16 protein-coding genes and 1 pseudogene are annotated in these 17,802 nt (G+C 68.1%); 6 read left to right on the forward strand and 11 right to left on the reverse strand.

What is annotated here, in order from left to right; all coding sequences use genetic code 11:
• A partial coding sequence (locus A5694_RS06995; RefSeq protein WP_207515939.1) for a nitroreductase family protein occupies positions 1–394 on the forward strand: 394 nt, incomplete at its 5' end.
• A gap of 1 nt (position 395) precedes the next feature.
• Here the strand turns inward: A5694_RS06995 and A5694_RS07000 are convergent.
• The 9 genes from A5694_RS07000 to A5694_RS07040 form a co-directional block, all read right to left on the reverse strand.
• Positions 396–1,052: a DUF6308 family protein gene (locus tag A5694_RS07000; RefSeq protein ID WP_064921117.1), complete on the reverse strand. Its 657-nt coding sequence runs from the start codon at positions 1,050–1,052 to the stop codon at positions 396–398.
• Positions 1,049–2,146, reverse strand: coding sequence for a DUF5925 domain-containing protein (locus tag A5694_RS07005; protein ID WP_064921118.1), 1,098 nt, complete (start codon positions 2,144–2,146; stop codon positions 1,049–1,051). Before A5694_RS07005 ends, A5694_RS07000 begins: the two co-directional genes overlap by 4 nt.
• Positions 2,143–2,775: a DUF6308 family protein gene (locus tag A5694_RS07010; protein ID WP_131809535.1), complete on the reverse strand. Its 633-nt coding sequence runs from the start codon at positions 2,773–2,775 to the stop codon at positions 2,143–2,145. Before A5694_RS07010 ends, A5694_RS07005 begins: the two co-directional genes overlap by 4 nt.
• A 108-nt stretch (positions 2,776–2,883) precedes the next feature.
• Positions 2,884–4,593 (reverse strand): GAF domain-containing sensor histidine kinase, encoded by a 1,710-nt coding sequence (locus A5694_RS07015; RefSeq protein ID WP_064921120.1) that lies wholly within the window; start codon positions 4,591–4,593, stop codon positions 2,884–2,886.
• Positions 4,586–5,227 (reverse strand): hypoxia response regulator transcription factor DosR/DevR, encoded by a 642-nt coding sequence (gene dosR / locus A5694_RS07020; RefSeq protein ID WP_064921121.1) that lies wholly within the window; start codon positions 5,225–5,227, stop codon positions 4,586–4,588. Before dosR ends, A5694_RS07015 begins: the two co-directional genes overlap by 8 nt.
• Positions 5,228–5,250: 23 nt before the next feature.
• Entirely contained in the window at positions 5,251–6,015 is a 765-nt protein-coding gene (locus A5694_RS07025) for a universal stress protein (RefSeq protein ID WP_064921122.1), read from the reverse strand.
• Between the two features lie 94 nt (positions 6,016–6,109).
• Entirely contained in the window at positions 6,110–6,877 is a 768-nt protein-coding gene (locus A5694_RS07030) for a slipin family protein (RefSeq protein WP_064921123.1), read from the reverse strand.
• Positions 6,870–7,511, reverse strand: a complete 642-nt coding sequence (locus tag A5694_RS07035; protein WP_064921124.1) for a hypothetical protein — start codon at positions 7,509–7,511, stop codon at positions 6,870–6,872. Before A5694_RS07035 ends, A5694_RS07030 begins: the two co-directional genes overlap by 8 nt.
• A 6-nt stretch (positions 7,512–7,517) precedes the next feature.
• Positions 7,518–9,851 (reverse strand): nitric-oxide reductase large subunit, encoded by a 2,334-nt coding sequence (locus A5694_RS07040; protein WP_064921125.1) that lies wholly within the window; start codon positions 9,849–9,851, stop codon positions 7,518–7,520.
• A gap of 202 nt (positions 9,852–10,053) precedes the next feature.
• Between A5694_RS07040 and A5694_RS07045 the strand changes: the two genes are divergently transcribed.
• The 3 genes from A5694_RS07045 to secA all read left to right on the forward strand — a co-directional run bounded on the left by A5694_RS07045 (position 10,054) and on the right by secA (position 14,436).
• Positions 10,054–10,689 carry a ComF family protein gene (locus A5694_RS07045; RefSeq protein WP_064921132.1) on the forward strand — a complete coding sequence of 212 codons (636 nt, stop codon included), beginning with the start codon at positions 10,054–10,056 and terminating at the stop codon, positions 10,687–10,689.
• A gap of 134 nt (positions 10,690–10,823) precedes the next feature.
• Positions 10,824–11,543 carry a ribosome hibernation-promoting factor, HPF/YfiA family gene (gene hpf / locus A5694_RS07050; RefSeq protein ID WP_064921126.1) on the forward strand — a complete coding sequence of 240 codons (720 nt, stop codon included), beginning with the start codon at positions 10,824–10,826 and terminating at the stop codon, positions 11,541–11,543.
• A 118-nt stretch (positions 11,544–11,661) separates the two neighbouring features.
• The gene (secA, locus tag A5694_RS07055) at positions 11,662–14,436 is read left to right on the forward strand and encodes a preprotein translocase subunit SecA (protein WP_064921127.1); all 2,775 of its coding nucleotides are present in this window, start codon (positions 11,662–11,664) and stop codon (positions 14,434–14,436) included.
• A 9-nt stretch (positions 14,437–14,445) separates the two neighbouring features.
• Here secA and A5694_RS25155 read toward each other — a convergent pair whose 3' ends face one another.
• Positions 14,446–14,784, reverse strand: a complete 339-nt coding sequence (locus A5694_RS25155) for an Rv3235 family protein (protein ID WP_109535624.1) — start codon at positions 14,782–14,784, stop codon at positions 14,446–14,448.
• A gap of 430 nt (positions 14,785–15,214) precedes the next feature.
• On the opposite strand from A5694_RS25155, the gene A5694_RS07065 reads away from it, so the two are divergent.
• Both A5694_RS07065 and ppk2 read left to right on the forward strand, forming a co-directional pair.
• A complete protein-coding gene (locus A5694_RS07065; protein ID WP_064921129.1) occupies positions 15,215–16,609 on the forward strand; it encodes a WS/DGAT/MGAT family O-acyltransferase in 1,395 nt (464 codons plus the stop codon).
• The gene (ppk2, locus tag A5694_RS07070) at positions 16,606–17,427 is read left to right on the forward strand and encodes a polyphosphate kinase 2 (protein ID WP_064921130.1); all 822 of its coding nucleotides are present in this window, start codon (positions 16,606–16,608) and stop codon (positions 17,425–17,427) included. Before A5694_RS07065 ends, ppk2 begins: the two co-directional genes overlap by 4 nt.
• A 38-nt stretch (positions 17,428–17,465) precedes the next feature.
• Here ppk2 and A5694_RS07075 read toward each other — a convergent pair.
• Positions 17,466–17,630, reverse strand: a pseudogene (locus tag A5694_RS07075) (DUF6912 family protein); the annotation flags it as partial.
• Positions 17,631–17,802: the final 172 nt, after the last annotated feature.

A 17,802-nucleotide genomic window follows, 5' to 3' on the forward strand; every position in this document is an offset into this window, starting at 1 on the left:
GATTCCGGGGCGGCTGTTCGCCGACCCGCTGCTGGCCCAGCCACCCGGGGCCGCCCCCGCCGAGGACCGCGCGGTGATGCTGGCGCTGGGCACCGGAGATGACGACCGGCTGGCGCAACTGCGCGCCGGTGAGGCCACCAGCGTGGTGTTGCTCACCGCGACGGCGCTGGGGCTGGCCAGTTGCCCGGTCACCGAGCCGCTCGAGATCGCCGAAACCCGCGCCGCGGTACGCCGCGATGTCTTCGGCACCAGCGGCTATCCGCAGATGCTGCTGCGGGTGGGCTGGGCGCCGATCAACGCCGACCCGCTGCCGGCGACCCCGCGCCGCTTCCTCGACGACACCGTGGAATGGGTGACCACGCATCCGCGCGACGCTCAAAACGTGTTCGCCTGAGCTACTGCGAGTCGGGTGTTTGACCCTGCATCCACACCACGATGTCGATCACACGTAACGGTGTGACGGTGTCGGGCAGGTCCGCTCTGCGGCGCAGCATTTCCGCGTGGCGGTGCAGGCGCCGGTCATCTGCTTGCAGCGCTGCCCGCATCCCGGACCACAGCCCACGAGAGTCGGGCAAACCGTACTGGTCGCGGACCACCGAATCGTAGATCGGCACCAGCCGGGGGCGTTTGCGTGCCAGCAATTTGCTGGTGGTCACCGGGCCGAAATGGCCCCATCGGCTGGTGCCGTCGGGGCGGCACAGCTGCCACAGCCGATTCGCGGGCGAGTCGTTTCCGATATCGGCGTCGGTCGCGTCGACCAGGTCGAGATCGGGACTGATCTGCTTGAGCAGTTCGGTGAACTCCTGGGCCAGACCGGTGCCCAGAATTTCGATGGAGGCCCGAGCGGAGCCCTGGACGGACAATGTGTTCAGGGCGAGCAAGTCGGCGGCTGTCACCGTGTTGATCGTCGCGGGCGCGTTCCACGGGTGGCCCAGCGTCTCGAAGTGCCAGCCGGTGTAGTGATTGCGGTAGTCCTGAAGCAGTTTCACCGCGTCGTCGGTGGACCGCTCGTCCAGTACGGCCGGTATGCGCAGTGTGGTCTGTCCGGTCATAGGTACATCCCCGTGTTGCTTGGTTCCTGGGTCGGAGCGGTACTGATCCGACTGTTGGTGCCCAGTCTTTCGTAGAGTTCGGCCAGCGACGACGGTGCTGTCGGTGCCGGTGCGTCCGCGGGCAGCCAGGCGCGTGCCTGCGCCACGGTGAACTTCTGAAACCCGACTTCGGCCAGGCAACGACCGGGCCGCGTGAGCGCGGGATGCAGTTTGCTGATGTCCTCGTTGGTGGTCAGCAAGATGATGGTTCGCATCCCCTGGCCGAGTATCCCGTCGGTCACGTTGAGCAGGCGTCCGAGGGCCGCGCCGGCGTCTTGCCGGGCGGTCACCCGCAGGTATTCATCGGTATCTTCGGCGATGATGAGCTGCCAGCGCGGTGTGTTCTCACGCTCGGATGGCTCACCGGACAGCACCTCCAGGAGGTAGCCCGCATTTCGGAACATCTGCTCGGGATCGACCACATAGACGGTGTCGCACCACGATCTCCACTTCCGGGCGAGAGCGCGCAGTGCGGTGCTTTTCCCGGTTCCGGGCGGACCGTGCCACAGCACCAGGCGTCCGCGCGATCCCGGTCCGTCGAGCCCCACGAGATCGGCGAGGCGCCGCTCGACGTCGGCAGGGTAGTTGCGTGCGATGTCCTCCCATGCCGGTGCCTCGATGTCGTTCCGCCGGGTCCGCACGCCGATATCGGTGGAGGCGACCATCTTCAAGGTGACGGTCTCCGATGACCGGGGTGTGCCCTTTTGCGCGACGAAGGCTTCCGCGATCTCATCAGCGCGCTCCATGCGGTCGGCGCTGACTTTGACAGAGACCGATTGGTCACGGAATTCGAGTAGCACGCTTGCATCCGCGGTGCGTGCTAGGACATGCGTCGAGCGGGGCAGGCGCCAGCGCCGCTCGACCAGCAGATCCGGGGGTAGCTGCAGCGTTGATTCGGTGGCGCGCGTGACGGTTACAGCTCGGACGAACGGCTGGGTGCCGTCGAGGACATTGGTGTGGAAGGCCGCTTCCATCGTCTGGATGTGGCCGTCGAACCCGCGGATTTCATGATGCACGCCGTGCACCGGTACGGCGGGGGTGATCGTGCCGGTCATCGCTCACCGTCCATCCACACCGCGATGTCGAGAATCCGCAGCGCACTGACGGAAACGCCGGTCTCGGAGCCGATCTGGCCGGCCCACCCCGCCAGCGCCGTGCCGGCCGGTCCCTGCAGGTCCGCCTGGATCTCGTGCAGGAGCCGCGGCCAGGCGGCTTCGGCGCGTCGCTGTCCGGTCAACGGGCGGTAGTGGTCGACGATATGGCGGTCGACGAGGGGGATGAGTTCAGGTCGCTTGCGGTGCAAGACCTTCGTCACAAGTGATAAGTACGGTGCCGGTGACCATTTCGCCAGCGCCGCCAGGTGTGTCACCAGATCGTCGGATGCTTCCTGTAGCGGGACGCCGACCGGAGCTTCGTCGAGCCACTCCTGGATCAGGTCACGTTGCTCGGCAAAGAAGGCCAGGTTGCTGCGGCTGATTCCGGGGTGCAGGGCTGCGGTACTGATGACGTCCACCGGCGTCAGCCGGCCGGGATCGGTTCGGATCGCGTCGTAGTAGGCGAAGGCCCACGTTTCCGGCGCCCCGCCGCTCCAGCTGAGTCCGCAGTACCGGCGGACTCGGTCGAGAGCAACTGGAAAGGGACGTCCGCCGAGCACCAACTCGGGGACTGCTGAATAGGAAGGCATTTTTTCTCCGTTCTCTGCGGCCTCCCGTCCGGGAGCGCCCAGGCGAGCAACAAGCTAACAGCGGGCTCCGACAAGCGACGCGAAGGCGGCCGAGGCGGCCCCTAGCGGCTATGTCATCAGCGGGGCCGACCAGCGCAGCACGGTGCCGCCGCCCGGGGCCGATTCGACGCCGAAGGCGCCGCCGGCCTGCTCGGCGCGCTGTTTCAGATTGGCCAGGCCACTGCGGGTGACCACCTGCGGCATCCCGCGGCCGTTGTCGGTCACCTCGATGGACAGGTCGTCTTCGACCTTGATCTGCACGCTCAATGCAGTGGCGCCGGAATGCCGCACCGCATTGCTGACGGCTTCGGAGACCACCGCCTCGGCGTGATCGGCCAGCGCCGGCTCCACCACCGACAGCGGGCCGACGAACGCGACGGTGGTGTGCAGTCCCGAACCGGAGAACTGGGCGACGGCGTTGTCCAGCCGCTGCCGCAGCCGGGTCACCCCCGAGGAGGTGCCGTGCAGATCGAAGATGGTGGTGCGGATCTCGCCGATGATCTCCTGCAAGTCGTCAACCGCGTCGCTCAGCCGGCGCTGCACCGCGGCAGACCGGGCCCGAGGAATGGTGCCCTGCAAGGACAATCCGACGGCGAACAGCCGCTGGATCACGTGGTCGTGTAGGTCGCGCGCGATCCGGTCCCGGTCGGTGAGCACGTCGAGTTCGTGCATGCGGCGCTGCGAGGTGGCCAACTGCCAGGCCAGCGCGGCCTGGTCGGCGAACGCGGCCATCATGTCGAGTTGCTCGCCGCTGAACGGGTTGGCGCCCGCGTGGCGCACCACCACGACGACGCCGGCCACCGCGTCCGCGGCGCGCAACGGCAGGATCAGCGCCGGGCCGACCATGTCGACGCCGGCCAACCGCAGCCGATCCACCTTGCGCGGCATCCGCCGGGAGAATGCCTCGCCGACCGGGGTCCCCGCGACCGGGATGGTGTCTCCGGACACCGAACCCATTGCCGCACCGACGGTCTCGACCACCAACAGCTCGTTGACCTCGGCTTCGGGGAGGTCCTCGTCCAGGGGGATGGCAACCAGCGCCGACTCGGCGCCGGTGAGCTTGCTGGCCTCCTCGGCGATCAGCCGGAACACCGTCGTGGGATCGGTGCCGGAGAGCAGTTCGGTGGCGATGTCGCGGGTGGATTCGATCCAGGATTGCCGCGCCTTGGCCTGGGCATACAACCGGGCGTTGGCGATGGCGATGCCGGCGGCCGCCGCCAGTGCCTGCACCAGCACCTCGTCGTCCTCGCTGAACGGCTGCCCTCCTGTCTTCTCGGTGAGATACAGGTTGCCGAAGACCTCGTCCTGCACACCTACCGGCACACCGAGGAATGTGCGCATCGTCGGGTGGTACGCCGGAAAACCCACCGACGCGGGGTGTTTGGTCAGGTCATCCAACCGCAGCGGGTGGGGATCGTCGATCAGCAGGCCCACCACACCGACTCCTTCGGGTAGCCGCCCGATCCGCCCGACGGTGTCGTCGTCGATGCCCTCGTAGACGAACTCCACCATGCGCCGGTCGTGATCGTGCACCTCCAGTGCACCGTATTTGGCTTCGACCAGGTTGGTGGCGGTCTGCACGATGGAGCGCAGGGTGGCGTCGAGTTCCAGCCCGGAGGTGACCACCAGCATGGCCGCCAGCAGGCCATCGAGCCTGTCGCGTCCTTCGACGATCTGCTCGACCCGGTCCTGGACGCCGACCAGCAGTTCGCGCAGCCGCAACTGGGAAAGTGTGTCGCGCAAGGGATTCGGACCGTCCGCGGGTACGTGATCAGTCATTCCGGGAGCGCTCGAGCTTCGTGGCGAACACCGCGGCCTGGGTTCGGCGTTCCATGCCCAGCTTGGCCAACAGCCGCGACACATAGTTCTTGACGGTCTTCTCCGCCAAGAACATCCGGTCGGCGATCTGCCTGTTGGTCAGGCCCTCGGCGAGCAGGCCCAGCAAGGTGCGTTCCTGTTCCGACAGCCCCGACAACGGGTCGGGCTTGGCGGCGGCGCCGCGCAGTTTGGCCATCAATGCCGCCGCCGCGCGGTTGTCGAGCAGGGACCGTCCGGCGCCGACGTCCTTGACGGCACGGGCCAGCTCCATCCCCTTGATGTCTTTGACGATGTAGCCACTGGCGCCGGCCAGGATGGCGTCGAGCATCGCCTCGTCGGAGGTGAACGAGGTCAGGATCAGGCAGCGCAGCTCGGGCATGCGCGACAGCAGATCGCGGCACAGCTCGATGCCGTTGCCGTCCGGCAGCCGTACGTCGAGCACCGCCACGTCGGGACGCAGGGCCGGGATGCGCGCCAGCGCCTCTGCCACCGAGCCGGCCTCACCCACCACGTCGAGCTCCGGATCGGCGCCGAGCAAGTCGATCAGGCCGCGGCGCACCACTTCGTGATCGTCGACCAGGAAGACTGTGACCATGCCGCGTCTTTTCGCCGCGGCCGTCACCGCGGCGTCCCGCCCACCGTGAGCACCGAACAGCCGCCGGTGCCGCCGGCCCAGCCCAGACTGCGCCGGTCGCGGGTGCCCGAGACGAACAACTGGACCGACTCGGCTTCCTCGGCCAGGCAGGAGGCGAGGTAGCCGGCGGCGTCGCCGGCGGTGATGGCATCGATCGGCAGGTCGGGGTGACGCTGCGCCCAGTCGTCGAGCCGGCGCCGCACCTGCTCATCGCAGGTGACCACCCGCAAGGGCGCGTGACGCAGCTTGGCTTCGGCCATCGCCCAACCCAGCACGGCCCTATTGTCCGGTGACGCATCCACTTCGGCGACGATCGCCCCGCCGCGTCGTGGGGCGTCGGGACTGCGGATCACCGCGACCGGGCAGCGGGCCGACCCGGCCAGCGCGGCCGCGGTCGAACCGGCGCGGTGGCAGGTGTGGGCCACCCCGACCGAGCCCACCGCGACCATCGCCGCCGAACGCGACAGTTCGATCAAGGTGGCGAGCGGGTTGCCGTGCAGCGACTCGGTTTCGGCCTGCACTCCGGTGCTGGCCTGCACCGCCTCGCGGGCCTGCGACAGGGCGCTGGAGGCGGCGGCCTGCGGGTCGGGGGGATCGGCCGGGTCGCCACCAGGGCCGATGACATAGACCAGCTTCAACGGCAGGTTCCGATCGGCCGCTTCGCGGGCGGCCCAGACCGCGGCGCTGCGCGCGGCCGGTGATCCGTCGATCCCGACGACGACCGCGTGTGTTGACTTCCGATCACCCATGGTGGCTCCCGAATCGCCGGCCGGGCGTCGACCGCGCCCGGCACTGCCCAGGGTAACCGCGTGAACAGAGCAGCTGCAGGGCCATTGGTCCATATCAGCGCCTGGGCGAACCGCCGCCCAGAAACGGGGTGATGATGTCCACCGGCAGCGGGAAGACCACCGTCGAGTTCTGGTCGGCGCCGAGTTCTAAAAGGGTTTGCAGGTAACGCAGTTGCAGCGACGCGGGATTGCGTGACAGCGTCTCGGCGGCCTGGCTCAGTTCCTCGGAGGCCTGCAGTTCACCGCGGGCGTTGATCACCTTCGCCCGGCGTTCGCGCTCGGCTTCGGCCTCCCGGGCCATCGCCCGCTGCATAGATTCCGGGATCTCCACGTCCTTGATCTCGACCACCCGGACCTGCACACCCCACGGCTCGGTCTGGGTGTCGATGATGGTGCGCAGGTCGGCGTTGAGGTCGTCACGGTGCGCCAGCAGGGTGTCCAGGTCGGCGCGGCCCAGCAGCGAGCGCAGTGTCGTCTGGGCGATCTGGGAGGTGGCCACGGCGTAGTTCTCCACCGCCAGAATCGCCTTGAGTGGATCGACCACCTGGAACATCACCACCGCGTTCACCCGGGCGGGCACGTTGTCGCGGGTGATCACCTCCTGCGGGGGGATGGTGAGGGTCACCACCCGCTCATCGACGCGGACCATCTTGTCCACCAGGGGAATCAGGAACCGCAGCCCGGGTTCATACAGCGGACGGGCGTGGCCGAACCGGAAGACGACGCCGCGTTCGTACTCCGGCAGCACTTTGACCGAGAAGTAGGCCAGCGCGGCCAGCAACGCGATCACGATCACCAAGACGGTGATGAGGGCTTCACTCATTGCGCTGCCTCCTCGAGCTATCGGCAAAGCCGCCCCATCGGGTGGAGTACCGGTCGATGGCCGCCTCCACCTTCTCGGTCCGCTGTTGTGGACTGATCCGGTGCGCTATGTCATCCGGGGCGTTCGACGGAGTGTTCCACAGATGGCGCAGCAGCGGGGACCCGCCGGCCAGCACGAGCGCCATCGTGGCGCCGAGCACCAGCACGTCGGCGGGCCGGTGGTTGGCGATCAGCGTCGCCAGCGGCATGACCACCCCGAATCCGGCCACCGCGCAGGCAATACCGCGGTGGAAGCGGCCCGCCTCCGAATGCGGCCACGGGTCCACCGGCCGGCTGATCTCGCGGCCGTGGTTCGACGTGGTGCAGGTGTCCTTGACCGGGCAGGCGTTGCAGATCGACGGTGTGGCCCGATACCGCATCACCCGGTTGGCCGGGTCGAAGGCGGTCGGCCAGAGCCACTGATCCTGTGGGCACTTCCAGGCGTCGTGATCTTCGTGGTAGGCGAATTTTCCGGTGCGCCATTGGGCGGCGCGCTCAGAGGTCCGCTTGGCCATGGCATCGAAGCCCCACGCGAAGACGAGCAGAAGCAGGGCGTAGCCGGAGATCAGCCACACCCATGCTCCCGGCATCGTCATCGTCGATCAGCCCTTGGTCGCGGTCTCGGTGTCGCTCTCCACCGAGGTGTACAGCGGGTGCTCCGGCAGTTCGTCGACGGTCTCACCGGAGCGGAAGTTGCGCAGTGCCGTCCATGCGATCCAGCAGAACGGAAGCACCCCGGCGATGATGACGATCAAGTCGCCGGGCAGCCGCAGCCATTCCAGCACGGCGTTGCCGGGCTGGGTGATGTAGCCCAGGGAGCGCGCCTCGAAATAGCCGGCGTTGACCGAGTGGAACAGCTGCAGCACACCCAGCGGCAGCAAGGTGACGAACACCATCCACGCCAGGCCGATGTTCATGCCCCAGAACGAGATTCGGGCGAGCTTGTTCGGCCACTCGTCCGCCGGGATCACGTACCGGAAGGCGAACATGGCCAGGGCCACCGCGAGCATGCCGTAGACCCCGAACATCGCCGCGTGCGCGTGGTTGGCGGTGAGCGCGGTGCCGATCTCGTAGTAGGACACCACCGGCAGGTTGATCAGGAAGCCGAAGATGCCGGCGCCCAGGAAGTTCCAGAACCCCACCGCGACCAGGAACATCACCGCCCAGCGGGCGGGGAAGTTGTGCTGGCCACCGGCCTCTTGCCGAGCGCCCAACTGCAGGAATGCCCAGGCCTCCACGGTCAGGAAGGTCAGCGGGATCACCTCGGCGGCTGAGAAGAACGCACCCAGCGCCATGTGTTCGACCGGGGTGCCGGAGAAGTACAGGTGGTGCATGGTGCCGATCACCCCGCCGGCCGAGTACAAGATGATGTCGAGGAAGATCACCAGCAGCGCGACCTTCTCCCGCACCACCCCGAGCTGAACGAAGATATAGGCCACCATCGCCGTGGTGAACAGTTCCAGGAAGTCCTCCACCCACAGGTGCACCATCCAGAACCGCCAGAAGTCGGCGACCGAGAAATGCGTCTCGCTGCCTGCAAGCAGGCTGACCGCGTAGAAGGTCGGGATGGCCAGGCCGGTGAAGAAGAACAGCCACGGCAGGTTCATCTTCGAGGTGGTCGACAGCTTGGCGCGCATGCCGCGCCAGATGATGACGATCCACAGGAACAGCCCGACGATCAGCAGCACCTGGAACAACCGCGGCAGGTCCAGGAACTCCCACTGCTGCGACCACACGGTGCCGGGCTTGATCACGCCGAAGATCGACAGCGCCTCGAACGCCATGGATCCGAAGACCACCACCGCGAGTGCGCCGAGCAGACCGTAGACCAACACCGACTGCTTGCCGGGCTCACGGCGGGTGATGAACGGCACCAGGAAGATTCCGCCGGCCAGGAACGCCGCCGCGGTCCAGAACAGCGACAGCTGAAGGTGCCACGTCCGGGCCAGGTTGTAGGGCAGGATCTTGGCCAGGTCGATGCCGTAGAACTCCGACAGGTCCGCCCGGTAGTGCTCGACGGCGCCGCCCAGCAGGGTCTGGGCCAGGAACAGCACTGCGACCACGGCGAAGATCCAGATCGCGGCGCGCTGCGACCGGGTCAGCGCCACGTCACCGGGCTGACGGAACTCGAGCTTGGTCATCTCCGTGCCGTGCCAGCCGATGTTCTGGCTCCAGCGGCCGTAGACGGTGAACATGATTCCGATCCCGCCCAGCAGCGCGATCAGTGACAGCACCGACCACACCACGACCGATCCGGTGGGGCCGTTGTCGACGCGGGGCTCCGAGGGCCAGTTGTTGGTGTAGCTGTAGGTGTGGCCGGGCCGGTCGGCCGCCGACGCCCAGGCGGTCCAGGCGAAGAACGCGGTCAGGTCGCGGATCTCGCCGGAGTCGGTGATCAGGTGCGGCAGCAGGCCGTACTTGGTGGAGCCTTCGCCGAAGTATTCGGCGTAGTGGCGCTGGATGTCAGCGAATGCCCGGGCCTGCTTGTCGGTGAAGACCAGGGTGCCGGTGTCGGCGTTGTAGCGGTTGGTGCGGAATTCGGCCACCACCTCGTCGTGCGGATTGACCACGCCCTGCGCCTCGAACTGGCCGGCCACGTTCTCGGTGGCCATCCGCAGGTACTCGGCGGTGTAGTCCGGGCCGAGGTAGGCGCCGTGGCCCAGCACCGACCCGTATTGCATCAGTCCGCGGGCCTGGAACAACTCCTGGCCGCGGGTGATGTCCTCCCCGGTGAACAGTTGCTGTCCGGTCTCGGTGACAACCTTCTGGGGCATCGGCATCGAGGCGGTGTAGGTGCGATAGGCCAAGATGCCCATCACCAGGAATCCGAAGATCATCACCAGGGCCACGCCCTGCGCCCAGCCTTTGCCGACCAGCGCCCCAGCGCGGCCGGAATCGCTGGTGGGAGTACCGATCTGGGTTGGTTTGGCGGTCATGGACCCGGACGCTAACAGTATCGAGGAACAAAATTCGTGAATCTGTTAGGGACCTCACGGTTTTGGGGTCCGGCGTCCACGTCATTGTGGACTAAATGCCCCTTGACATGCGGTTACGACATGACGTAGTAGGCATTTTCGGGTCGGGCTGTCGGTGGCCGATGGCAGCCTCGGCGATGTGCTCGACGCCGGATTGGATCTGATGCTGCCCCGCCAGTGCGGTGGCTGCGGCGCCCCGGCGACCGGTTGGTGCGCCGGCTGCGCGGCGCAGCTCGCCGTCGGTCCGGGCGAGCCCCGGCTGGCCAGTCCGCGGCTCGACCCGCAGGTGCCGGTGTTCGCGCTCGGCCGCTACGCCGGAGCCCGCCGGCAGGCGATCGTCGCGGTGAAGGAGCGTGGGCGCACCGATCTCATCGCTCCGCTGGCCTTGACGCTGGCGCTCGCGCTGGACCGGCTGCTGTGCTGGCGGATGCTCGAGCTGCCGCTGACGATCGTCCCCGCGCCCACCCGGCCTAGCGCCGCCCGCCGGCGCGGCGGCGACCCGATCCGGCGGATCGCGGCCGCGGCGTCGGCGAGGCATCCCGGCATGACGGTGGCGCCGGCGCTGCGGATGCGGGCATTGACCCGGGACTCGGTCGGGCTGGGCAGCGGCGCCCGCGAACGCAACATCGCCGGCCGGGTGCTGTTGAACCGGCGCCGGCTGACCGCCGCCGGTCGCGGCGGTGACGTCCTGCTCGTCGACGACGTCGTCACCACCGGCGCCACCCTGGCGGAGTCGGTGCGGGTGCTGCGGAACGGCGGGGTTCCCGTGGCCGCCGCGCTGGTGATCGCGGCGGCTTGATGCCGGCGCGGCTACCAACTGGCAACGGGTGCGTCAAACCAGTGGCACGTATCCGGTGGCATGGCTACGGTCGTCATCAAGGACGGGGAACCGTGGGAGTACGTGGTCGAGACGACGAGAAGAGAGTGTCGAGCATGGTGAGTCAATTCATGGAAACCAGCCGTACGCCGGTCGACACCGGCGAGCGCCCCGCTCAGGTGGCGGGCGCCGAAGTCGTGGTCAAGGGCCGCAATGTCGAAATCCCGGACCACTTCCGCGTTTATGTCTCGCAGAAGCTGGCCCGCCTGGAGCGATTGGACCGCTCCATTCGGCTCTTCGACGTCGAGCTCAAGCACGCGAACAACCGCCGGCAGCGAAAGTCCTGCCAGCAGATCGACATCACCGCGCACGGCCGTGGACCGGTGGTGCGCGGTGAGGCCCGCGCCGACAGTTTCTATGCCGCGTTCGAGGCCGCGATCGACCGCCTGGAGGGCCGGTTACGCCGCGGCAAAGACCGCCGCAACGTCTCCTACGGTGACAAGACCCCGGTCTCGGTGGCCGAGGCGACCGGGGCCACCGCGCTGGACCCGGCGTTTCTGGCCGCGGCGTTCAAGCGGGATGGCATCGCCGAGCCCGACCGGCGCGACGGGGCGGCCGAAGGCGATGGTTCCTTACTCGATGGCCACGACCACGAGCCGGGCCGGATCGTCCGCACCAAGGAGCACCCCGCCACGCCGATGTCGGTCGACGACGCGCTCTATGAGATGGAGCTGGTGGGCCACGACTTCTTTCTCTTCCATGACAAGGAGACCGACCAGCCCTCGGTGGTCTATCGGCGGCACGCTTATGACTACGGTCTGATCCGTTTAGTCTGACACCGTTTGTCGGGCCCCCCGAAACACTGCTCAGCCGCGGCAAAGCCGGGCTGTGCGGCGGTGTCGCCTACCATGGGTGACGCTCGTAATGGAAGAAGACTGAGTAGGGGACATAGCCGTGCTGTCCAAGTTGCTGCGTTTTGGTGAGGGCCGCATGGTCAAACGGCTCAGGAAGGTCGCCGACTATATCGACACCCTCTCCGGCGATGTGGAGAGTCTGACCGACGCCGAACTGCGGGCCAAAACCGACGAGTTCCGCGCGCGTCACGCCGACGGCGAATCCCTCGACGACCTGCTGCCCGAGGCGTTCGCGGTGGCTCGCGAGGCGGCCTGGCGGGTGCTGAGCCAGCGGCCGTTCCACGTCCAGCTGATGGGCGGTGCGGCCCTGCACTACGGCAACGTCGCGGAGATGAAGACCGGTGAGGGCAAGACCCTGACCTGTGTGCTGCCGGCCTACCTCAACGCCATCTCCGGCAAAGGCGTGCATGTCGTCACCGTCAACGACTATCTGGCCAAACGCGACAGCGAGTGGATGGGGCGGGTGCACCGCTTCCTGGGGCTGGAGGTCGGGGTGATCCTGTCCCAGATGACCCCCGACGAGCGGCGGGCCGCCTACAACGCCGACGTCACCTACGGCACCAACAACGAGTTCGGCTTCGACTACCTGCGCGACAACATGGCGCATTCGCTCGACCAGCTGGTGCAGCGCCCGCACAACTTCGCCATCGTCGACGAGGTCGACTCCATCCTGATCGACGAGGCCCGCACCCCGCTGATCATCTCCGGGCCCGCCGACGGCAGCTCCAACTGGTACACCGAGTTCGCCCGGATCGTGCCGCTGATGGAAAAGGACGTCCACTACGAAGTGGACCTGCGCAAGCGCACCATCGGGGTACATGAGCTCGGGGTGGAGTTCGTCGAGGACCAGCTCGGCATCGACAACCTCTACGAGGCGGCCAACTCGCCGCTGGTCAGCTACCTCAACAACGCCTTGAAGGCCAAGGAGCTGTTCAATCGCGACAAGGACTACATCGTCCGCAACGGCGAAGTTTTCATCGTCGACGAGTTCACCGGCCGGGTGCTGGTCGGGCGGCGCTACAACGAGGGCATGCACCAGGCCATCGAGGCCAAGGAGCGCGTCGAGATCAAGGCCGAGAACCAGACGCTGGCCACCATCACGCTGCAGAACTACTTCCGGCTCTACGACAAGCTCGCCGGGATGACCGGCACCGCCGAGACCGAAGCCGCCGAGCTGCACGAGATCTACAAGCTGGGCGTGGTGCCGATCCCGACGAACAAGCCGATGGCCCGGACCGACCAGATCGACCTCATCTACAAGACCGAAGAGGCCAAGTTCGCCGCGGTCGTCGACGACATCGCCGAACGCTACGAGAAGGGCCAGCCGGTGTTGATCGGCACCACCAGTGTGGAACGCTCGGAGTACCTGTCCAAGCAGCTGACCAAGCGGCGCATCCCGCACAATGTCCTCAACGCCAAGCAGCACGAGCGCGAGGCGCACATCATCGCCGAGGCCGGCCGGCGCGGGGCGATCACCGTGGCGACCAACATGGCCGGTCGCGGCACCGACATCGTACTCGGCGGCAACCCGGACTTTCTGGCCGACCAGAAGCTGCGCAGCCAGGGCCTGGACCCGGTCGAAACCCCCGAGGAGTACGAGGCCGCCTGGGACGACACGCTCACCGCGATCAAGGCGGAGGCGGCCGCCGAGGCCAAGGAAGTGATCGAGGCCGGCGGGCTCTACGTACTCGGCACCGAGCGGCACGAATCGCGACGTATCGACAACCAGCTGCGCGGCCGGTCCGGCCGGCAGGGCGACCCGGGGGAGTCGCGGTTCTACCTGTCGCTGGGGGACGAGCTGATGCGACGGTTCAACGGGGCGGCACTGGAATCCCTGCTGACCCGGCTGAACCTGCCCGACGATGTGCCCATCGAGGCGAAGATGGTCAACCGGGCGATCAAGAGCGCCCAGACCCAGGTCGAGCAGCAGAACTTCGAGATCCGCAAGAACGTCCTCAAGTACGACGAGGTGATGAACCAGCAGCGCAAGGTGATCTACGCCGAGCGCCGCCGCATCCTCGATGGCGAGAACCTGGCCGAGCAGGCCCACGACATGCTCGTCGACGTGATCACCGCCTACGTCAACGGCGCCACCAGTGAGGGCTACGCCGAGGACTGGGACCTCGAACAGCTGTGGACGGCGCTGAAGACGCTGTACCCGGTCGGCATCGACTACCACGAACTGCTGCACGCCGACGACGTCGGTGAGGCCGATGACCTGACCCGCGAGGAGCTGCTGGAGGCACTGCTCGCCGACGCCGAGAACGCCTACGCGGCGCGTGAGGCGCAGGTCGACGCCACCGCCGGTCCCGGGGCGATGCGGGAGCTGGAACGCGGCGTGCTGCTGTCCGTGCTGGACCGCAAATGGCGTGAGCACCTCTACGAGATGGACTACCTCAAGGAGGGCATCGGTCTGCGGGCGATGGCTCAGCGCGACCCGCTGGTGGAGTACCAGCGGGAGGGCTACGACATGTTCACCGGCATGCTCGAGGGGCTCAAAGAGGAGTCGGTCGGCTTCCTGTTCAACGTCGCCGTCGAGGCCGCGCCGGCACCGTCGGTGGCACCGGTGGACGCCCCCGAGGGACTGGCGGAATTCGGCTTGCGCGCCAAGGGAATCGACGGCGCCAACGGCGCCAACGGCGCCGACGGCGCGGCCGGGCTGACCTACTCCGGTCCCGACGAGGACGGCTCCGCGCAGGTGCGGCGCAACCGTGACCTGCAGCCGGCGGGAGCGAGTTCTCGCCGGGAGCGCCGCGAAGCGGCCCGCCGCGAAGGCAAGGGACCCAAGCCGCCTAAGACGCCGCGCAAGAGCTGAGGCCCGCCCTCAGCCGATGTGCAGGGCGACGATCTGCCAGGCCATGCCGACTCGGGTGCCGGGTCCGGCCCGGGCCACCCGCTCGATGCGGCAGGCCAGCGCATGGGTACGCCGGCCGCGCCGGTAGGTGCCGAACGCCTCGACGGCGGTGGCCGGGTCGGCGGGGCCGGCCGGTTGGACGCGCACCCGCTCCAAGGTCGCCGGCCCGCCGCGGGCCGCGGCCGCCCCGCGGCGCACCGACAGCACCGATTCGGCCAGCCCGGCGGCCAACAGCGGGTGCATATGCGCCGGTGGGCGCCGCCCATCGATGACCTCCAACACCCGGCGCAGCGCGGCGTCGGCGAACACGGCGGCTGACTGTAACGGCGCCGGCAGCCCGCCCCGTGCGGGCCGGTCCGGCCCCGGTCCCGCCGGATGGGCGCGGTGGGGCCGCGAGCACAGCGCCGATGCCCGCGGTGCGCCTCGGCGCGGCACCGCCGCGCGGGCTGGTGGTTCGTAGTCGGTCACCGGCACGACAGTGCAACGCACGGGCGGGGTGGGGTCGGTGGTCACGGCAGCTCTCCACGGTCGATCCGATCGGGGTCCTGCTGGAGAGTGGCAGGGGTCTGTCTGCGCGATCATTGCACAATCGCGGCGCGGCCGTATCCGCGTGCGCCGCGCGGCCGTATCGGTGTGCGCTTCGCGCGTGGGGCGGGCTACCGTGAGCGGCAGTACTTTTCTCGGGTTCGGGGCGCTGGCGGCGCCCGTTCGGATCGAGTCAGCAGGGAGGGCGGGCCGCATGGTGAACCGGTTGTCGGCGACGGATGCGTCCTTCTACCGCCTGGACAACACCACCACGCCGATGTACGTGCAGTCGCTGTACATCCTGCGTAACCCGCGTGGCGGACTGGGCTACGAGAAGTTGCTGGCGACCGTCGAGCAACGGCTGCCCCAGACCCCGCGTTACCGGCAGAAGATCCGCGAAGTCACGATGAGTCTGGCCCGCCCGGTGTGGGTGGACGACCACGAGTTCGACATCACCTATCACGTGCGCCATCTCGCGGTGCCGTCACCCGGCAGTGACCGGCAGTTGCACGAGCTGATCGCCTATCTCAGCCAGCAGCCGCTGGACCGGTTCCGGCCGCTGTGGGAGATGTACCTGATCGAGGGGCTGGCCGGCAACCGGATCGCGCTGTACATCAAGTCGCATCAGACGCTGGTCAACGGGATGGCGGCGCCGGCCCTCGGCCACGTCCTGGTCGACCGGACGCAGCGGCCACCGCCGTTCGACGAGGACATCTGGGTTCCGCGGCGCGAGCCCGGCGCCGTCGAACTGGTCCTCGGCGCGGTCGGGGATTGGGTGGCGGCGCCGCGCACGCAGCTGCAGGCGGTGGGATCGACCGCCGGCAGCCCGCTGACCTGGTTGGGCCGCAAGGCTTTCGACACGGCGCGGGCGATCGCGCGCGGCACGGCGCCGCACAGTCCGCTCAACACTCAGGTGTCGCAGAACCGACTGTTCACGGTGGCGAAGGGCGCGCTGGAGGACTATCGCACGGTGCGGGCTCGCTATGACTGCGCCATCAACGACGTTGTGCTCGCCGTGATCACCGGGGCGCTGCGTAACTGGCTGCTGTCCCGCGGCGAGCCGGTCGGCTCGACCCGGACGGTGCGCGCCATGGCGCCGCTGTCGGTCTACCCCGACCACGAATACGACACCGCGGGGCAGCCCATCGGTGCGGTCACCCCGTTCCTGGTGGATCTGCCGGTCGGAGAACCCAATCCGGTGGTGCGGCTCTCCCAGATCGCCTACGCCACCGAATCCCACCCCACCTCGACCGGATTGGTCGACGCCCGCACCATCCTGACCGTGTCGGGGTTCGCCCCGCCGACGCTGCACGCGATGGGTGTGCGGGTCGCGACCGCCTTCGCCGGGTTCTCCGGGCGGGTGTTCAATCTGTTGATCACCAATGCCCCCGGTGCGCAGCGCCAGCTCTACGTCTGCGGTGCCAAACTGCTCGAGACCTACAGCGTGCCACCGCTGTTGCCCAACAAGGCGTTTACCATCGGGGTCACCTCCTACAACGGCACGCTGTACTACGGGGTCAACGCCGACCGCAAGTCCATGAGCGACGTGGGGCTGGTCTCGGCGCTGTTGGACGAAGCCCTCGCTGAGCTGCTGGAGGCGGCCACGTGAGCGGTGAGCTCGCCGAGCGCCGGATCGCCGACGACGTCTACGAAGCCGAGTTGCAGCGCCTGCAAATCGAATTCGTCAAACTGCAGGAATGGGCGCGGGCTACCGGCGCCCGGATCGTGGTGCTCTTCGAGGGCCGCGACGCGGCCGGCAAAGGCGGTGCCATCAAACGCATCACCGAGAGCCTGAGTCCGCGCGTGGTGCACGTGGCGGCACTTCCGGCGCCCACTGAACGCGAACGTGGGCAGTGGTACTTCCAGCGCTACGTCGCAGCGTTGCCGGCCCGCGGCGAGGTGACGCTTTTCGACCGGTCCTGGTACAACCGCGCCGGCGTGGAGAAGGTGATGGGATTCTGCACGCCGGACGAGCACGCGCAGTTCCTGGCGCAGGCCCCGGTTTTCGAGCAGCTGTTGATCGACGACGGAATCCTGTTGCGCAAGTACTGGTTCTCGGTCTCGCAACGCGAGCAGCTGCGCCGGTTCCGCAAGCGGCGCAACGATCCGCTGCGGCGCTGGAAGCTGTCTCCCATGGACCTCGAGGCGGTGAACCGCTGGGAGGACTATTCCCGGGCCCGCGACGAGATGATGGCGCACACCGACGTCGCGGCGAGCCCGTGGTATGTGGTCGAGGCGGAGATCAAGAAGCACGCGCGGCTGAACATGATGGCGCACCTGCTGTCGACGATTCCCTACTCCGAGGTAGCGCTTCCGCCGCTGGAGTTGCCGGACCGGCCGGTCGTCACCGGTGACTATCAGCGCCCGGACCGCGGGAGCTACCACTACGTACCCGACTACGCCGCCACTCTGGTGAGCGAGGCGTGAGCAGCCATCCCGGCGACCCGTGCCTGATGGCCGCGACCCGCTTCGCCCAGGGCCACCTCGGCCAGTTCCTCGTCGTCGCCGTGCGCGTAGGACTCCCGCAGCGCCGGCGTCACGGCGAACGCGGTCCCGCTGACCGGCCGCAGTGAACCGTCGGCGACCAACTGGGTCAGCATGGCCAGCGTCGCCGGGATGTAAACCCGCATGAGCTCAGACCCTAGCCGCGATCGCGAGCGCGGCGAAGCCGGGCGAAGCGGGTCGCGGCCATCAAATCAGCCGCGATCGCGAGCGCGGCGAAGCCGGGCGAAGCGGGTCGCGGCCATCAGGCACGGGTCGCCGGGATGGCTGCTCACGCCTCGCTCACCAGAGTGGCGACGA

Source organism: Mycolicibacter sinensis (assembly GCF_001667945.1).
In the GTDB taxonomy this organism is placed as follows: Bacteria; Actinomycetota; Actinomycetes; order Mycobacteriales; family Mycobacteriaceae; genus Mycobacterium; species Mycobacterium sinense_B.

What these genes read in the sequence shown, in the direction of transcription:
- A5694_RS07000 (WP_064921117.1), bottom strand. Translation starts at nt 1,052, where the DNA reads ATGACCGGACAGACCACACTGCGCATACCGGCCGTACTGGACGAGCGG.
- A5694_RS07005 (WP_064921118.1), bottom strand. Translation starts at nt 2,146, where the DNA reads ATGACCGGCACGATCACCCCCGCCGTACCGGTGCACGGCGTGCATCAT.
- A5694_RS07010 (WP_131809535.1), bottom strand. Translation starts at nt 2,775, where the DNA reads ATGCCTTCCTATTCAGCAGTCCCCGAGTTGGTGCTCGGCGGACGTCCC.
- A5694_RS07015 (WP_064921120.1), bottom strand. Translation starts at nt 4,593, where the DNA reads ATGACTGATCACGTACCCGCGGACGGTCCGAATCCCTTGCGCGACACA.
- dosR (WP_064921121.1), bottom strand. Translation starts at nt 5,227, where the DNA reads ATGGTCACAGTCTTCCTGGTCGACGATCACGAAGTGGTGCGCCGCGGC.
- A5694_RS07025 (WP_064921122.1), bottom strand. Translation starts at nt 6,015, where the DNA reads ATGGGTGATCGGAAGTCAACACACGCGGTCGTCGTCGGGATCGACGGA.
- A5694_RS07030 (WP_064921123.1), bottom strand. Translation starts at nt 6,877, where the DNA reads ATGAGTGAAGCCCTCATCACCGTCTTGGTGATCGTGATCGCGTTGCTG.
- A5694_RS07035 (WP_064921124.1), bottom strand. Translation starts at nt 7,511, where the DNA reads ATGACGATGCCGGGAGCATGGGTGTGGCTGATCTCCGGCTACGCCCTG.
- A5694_RS07040 (WP_064921125.1), bottom strand. Translation starts at nt 9,851, where the DNA reads ATGACCGCCAAACCAACCCAGATCGGTACTCCCACCAGCGATTCCGGC.
- A5694_RS07045 (WP_064921132.1), top strand. Translation starts at nt 10,054, where the DNA reads ATGCTGCCCCGCCAGTGCGGTGGCTGCGGCGCCCCGGCGACCGGTTGG.
- hpf (WP_064921126.1), top strand. Translation starts at nt 10,824, where the DNA reads ATGGTGAGTCAATTCATGGAAACCAGCCGTACGCCGGTCGACACCGGC.
- A5694_RS07065 (WP_064921129.1), top strand. Translation starts at nt 15,215, where the DNA reads ATGGTGAACCGGTTGTCGGCGACGGATGCGTCCTTCTACCGCCTGGAC.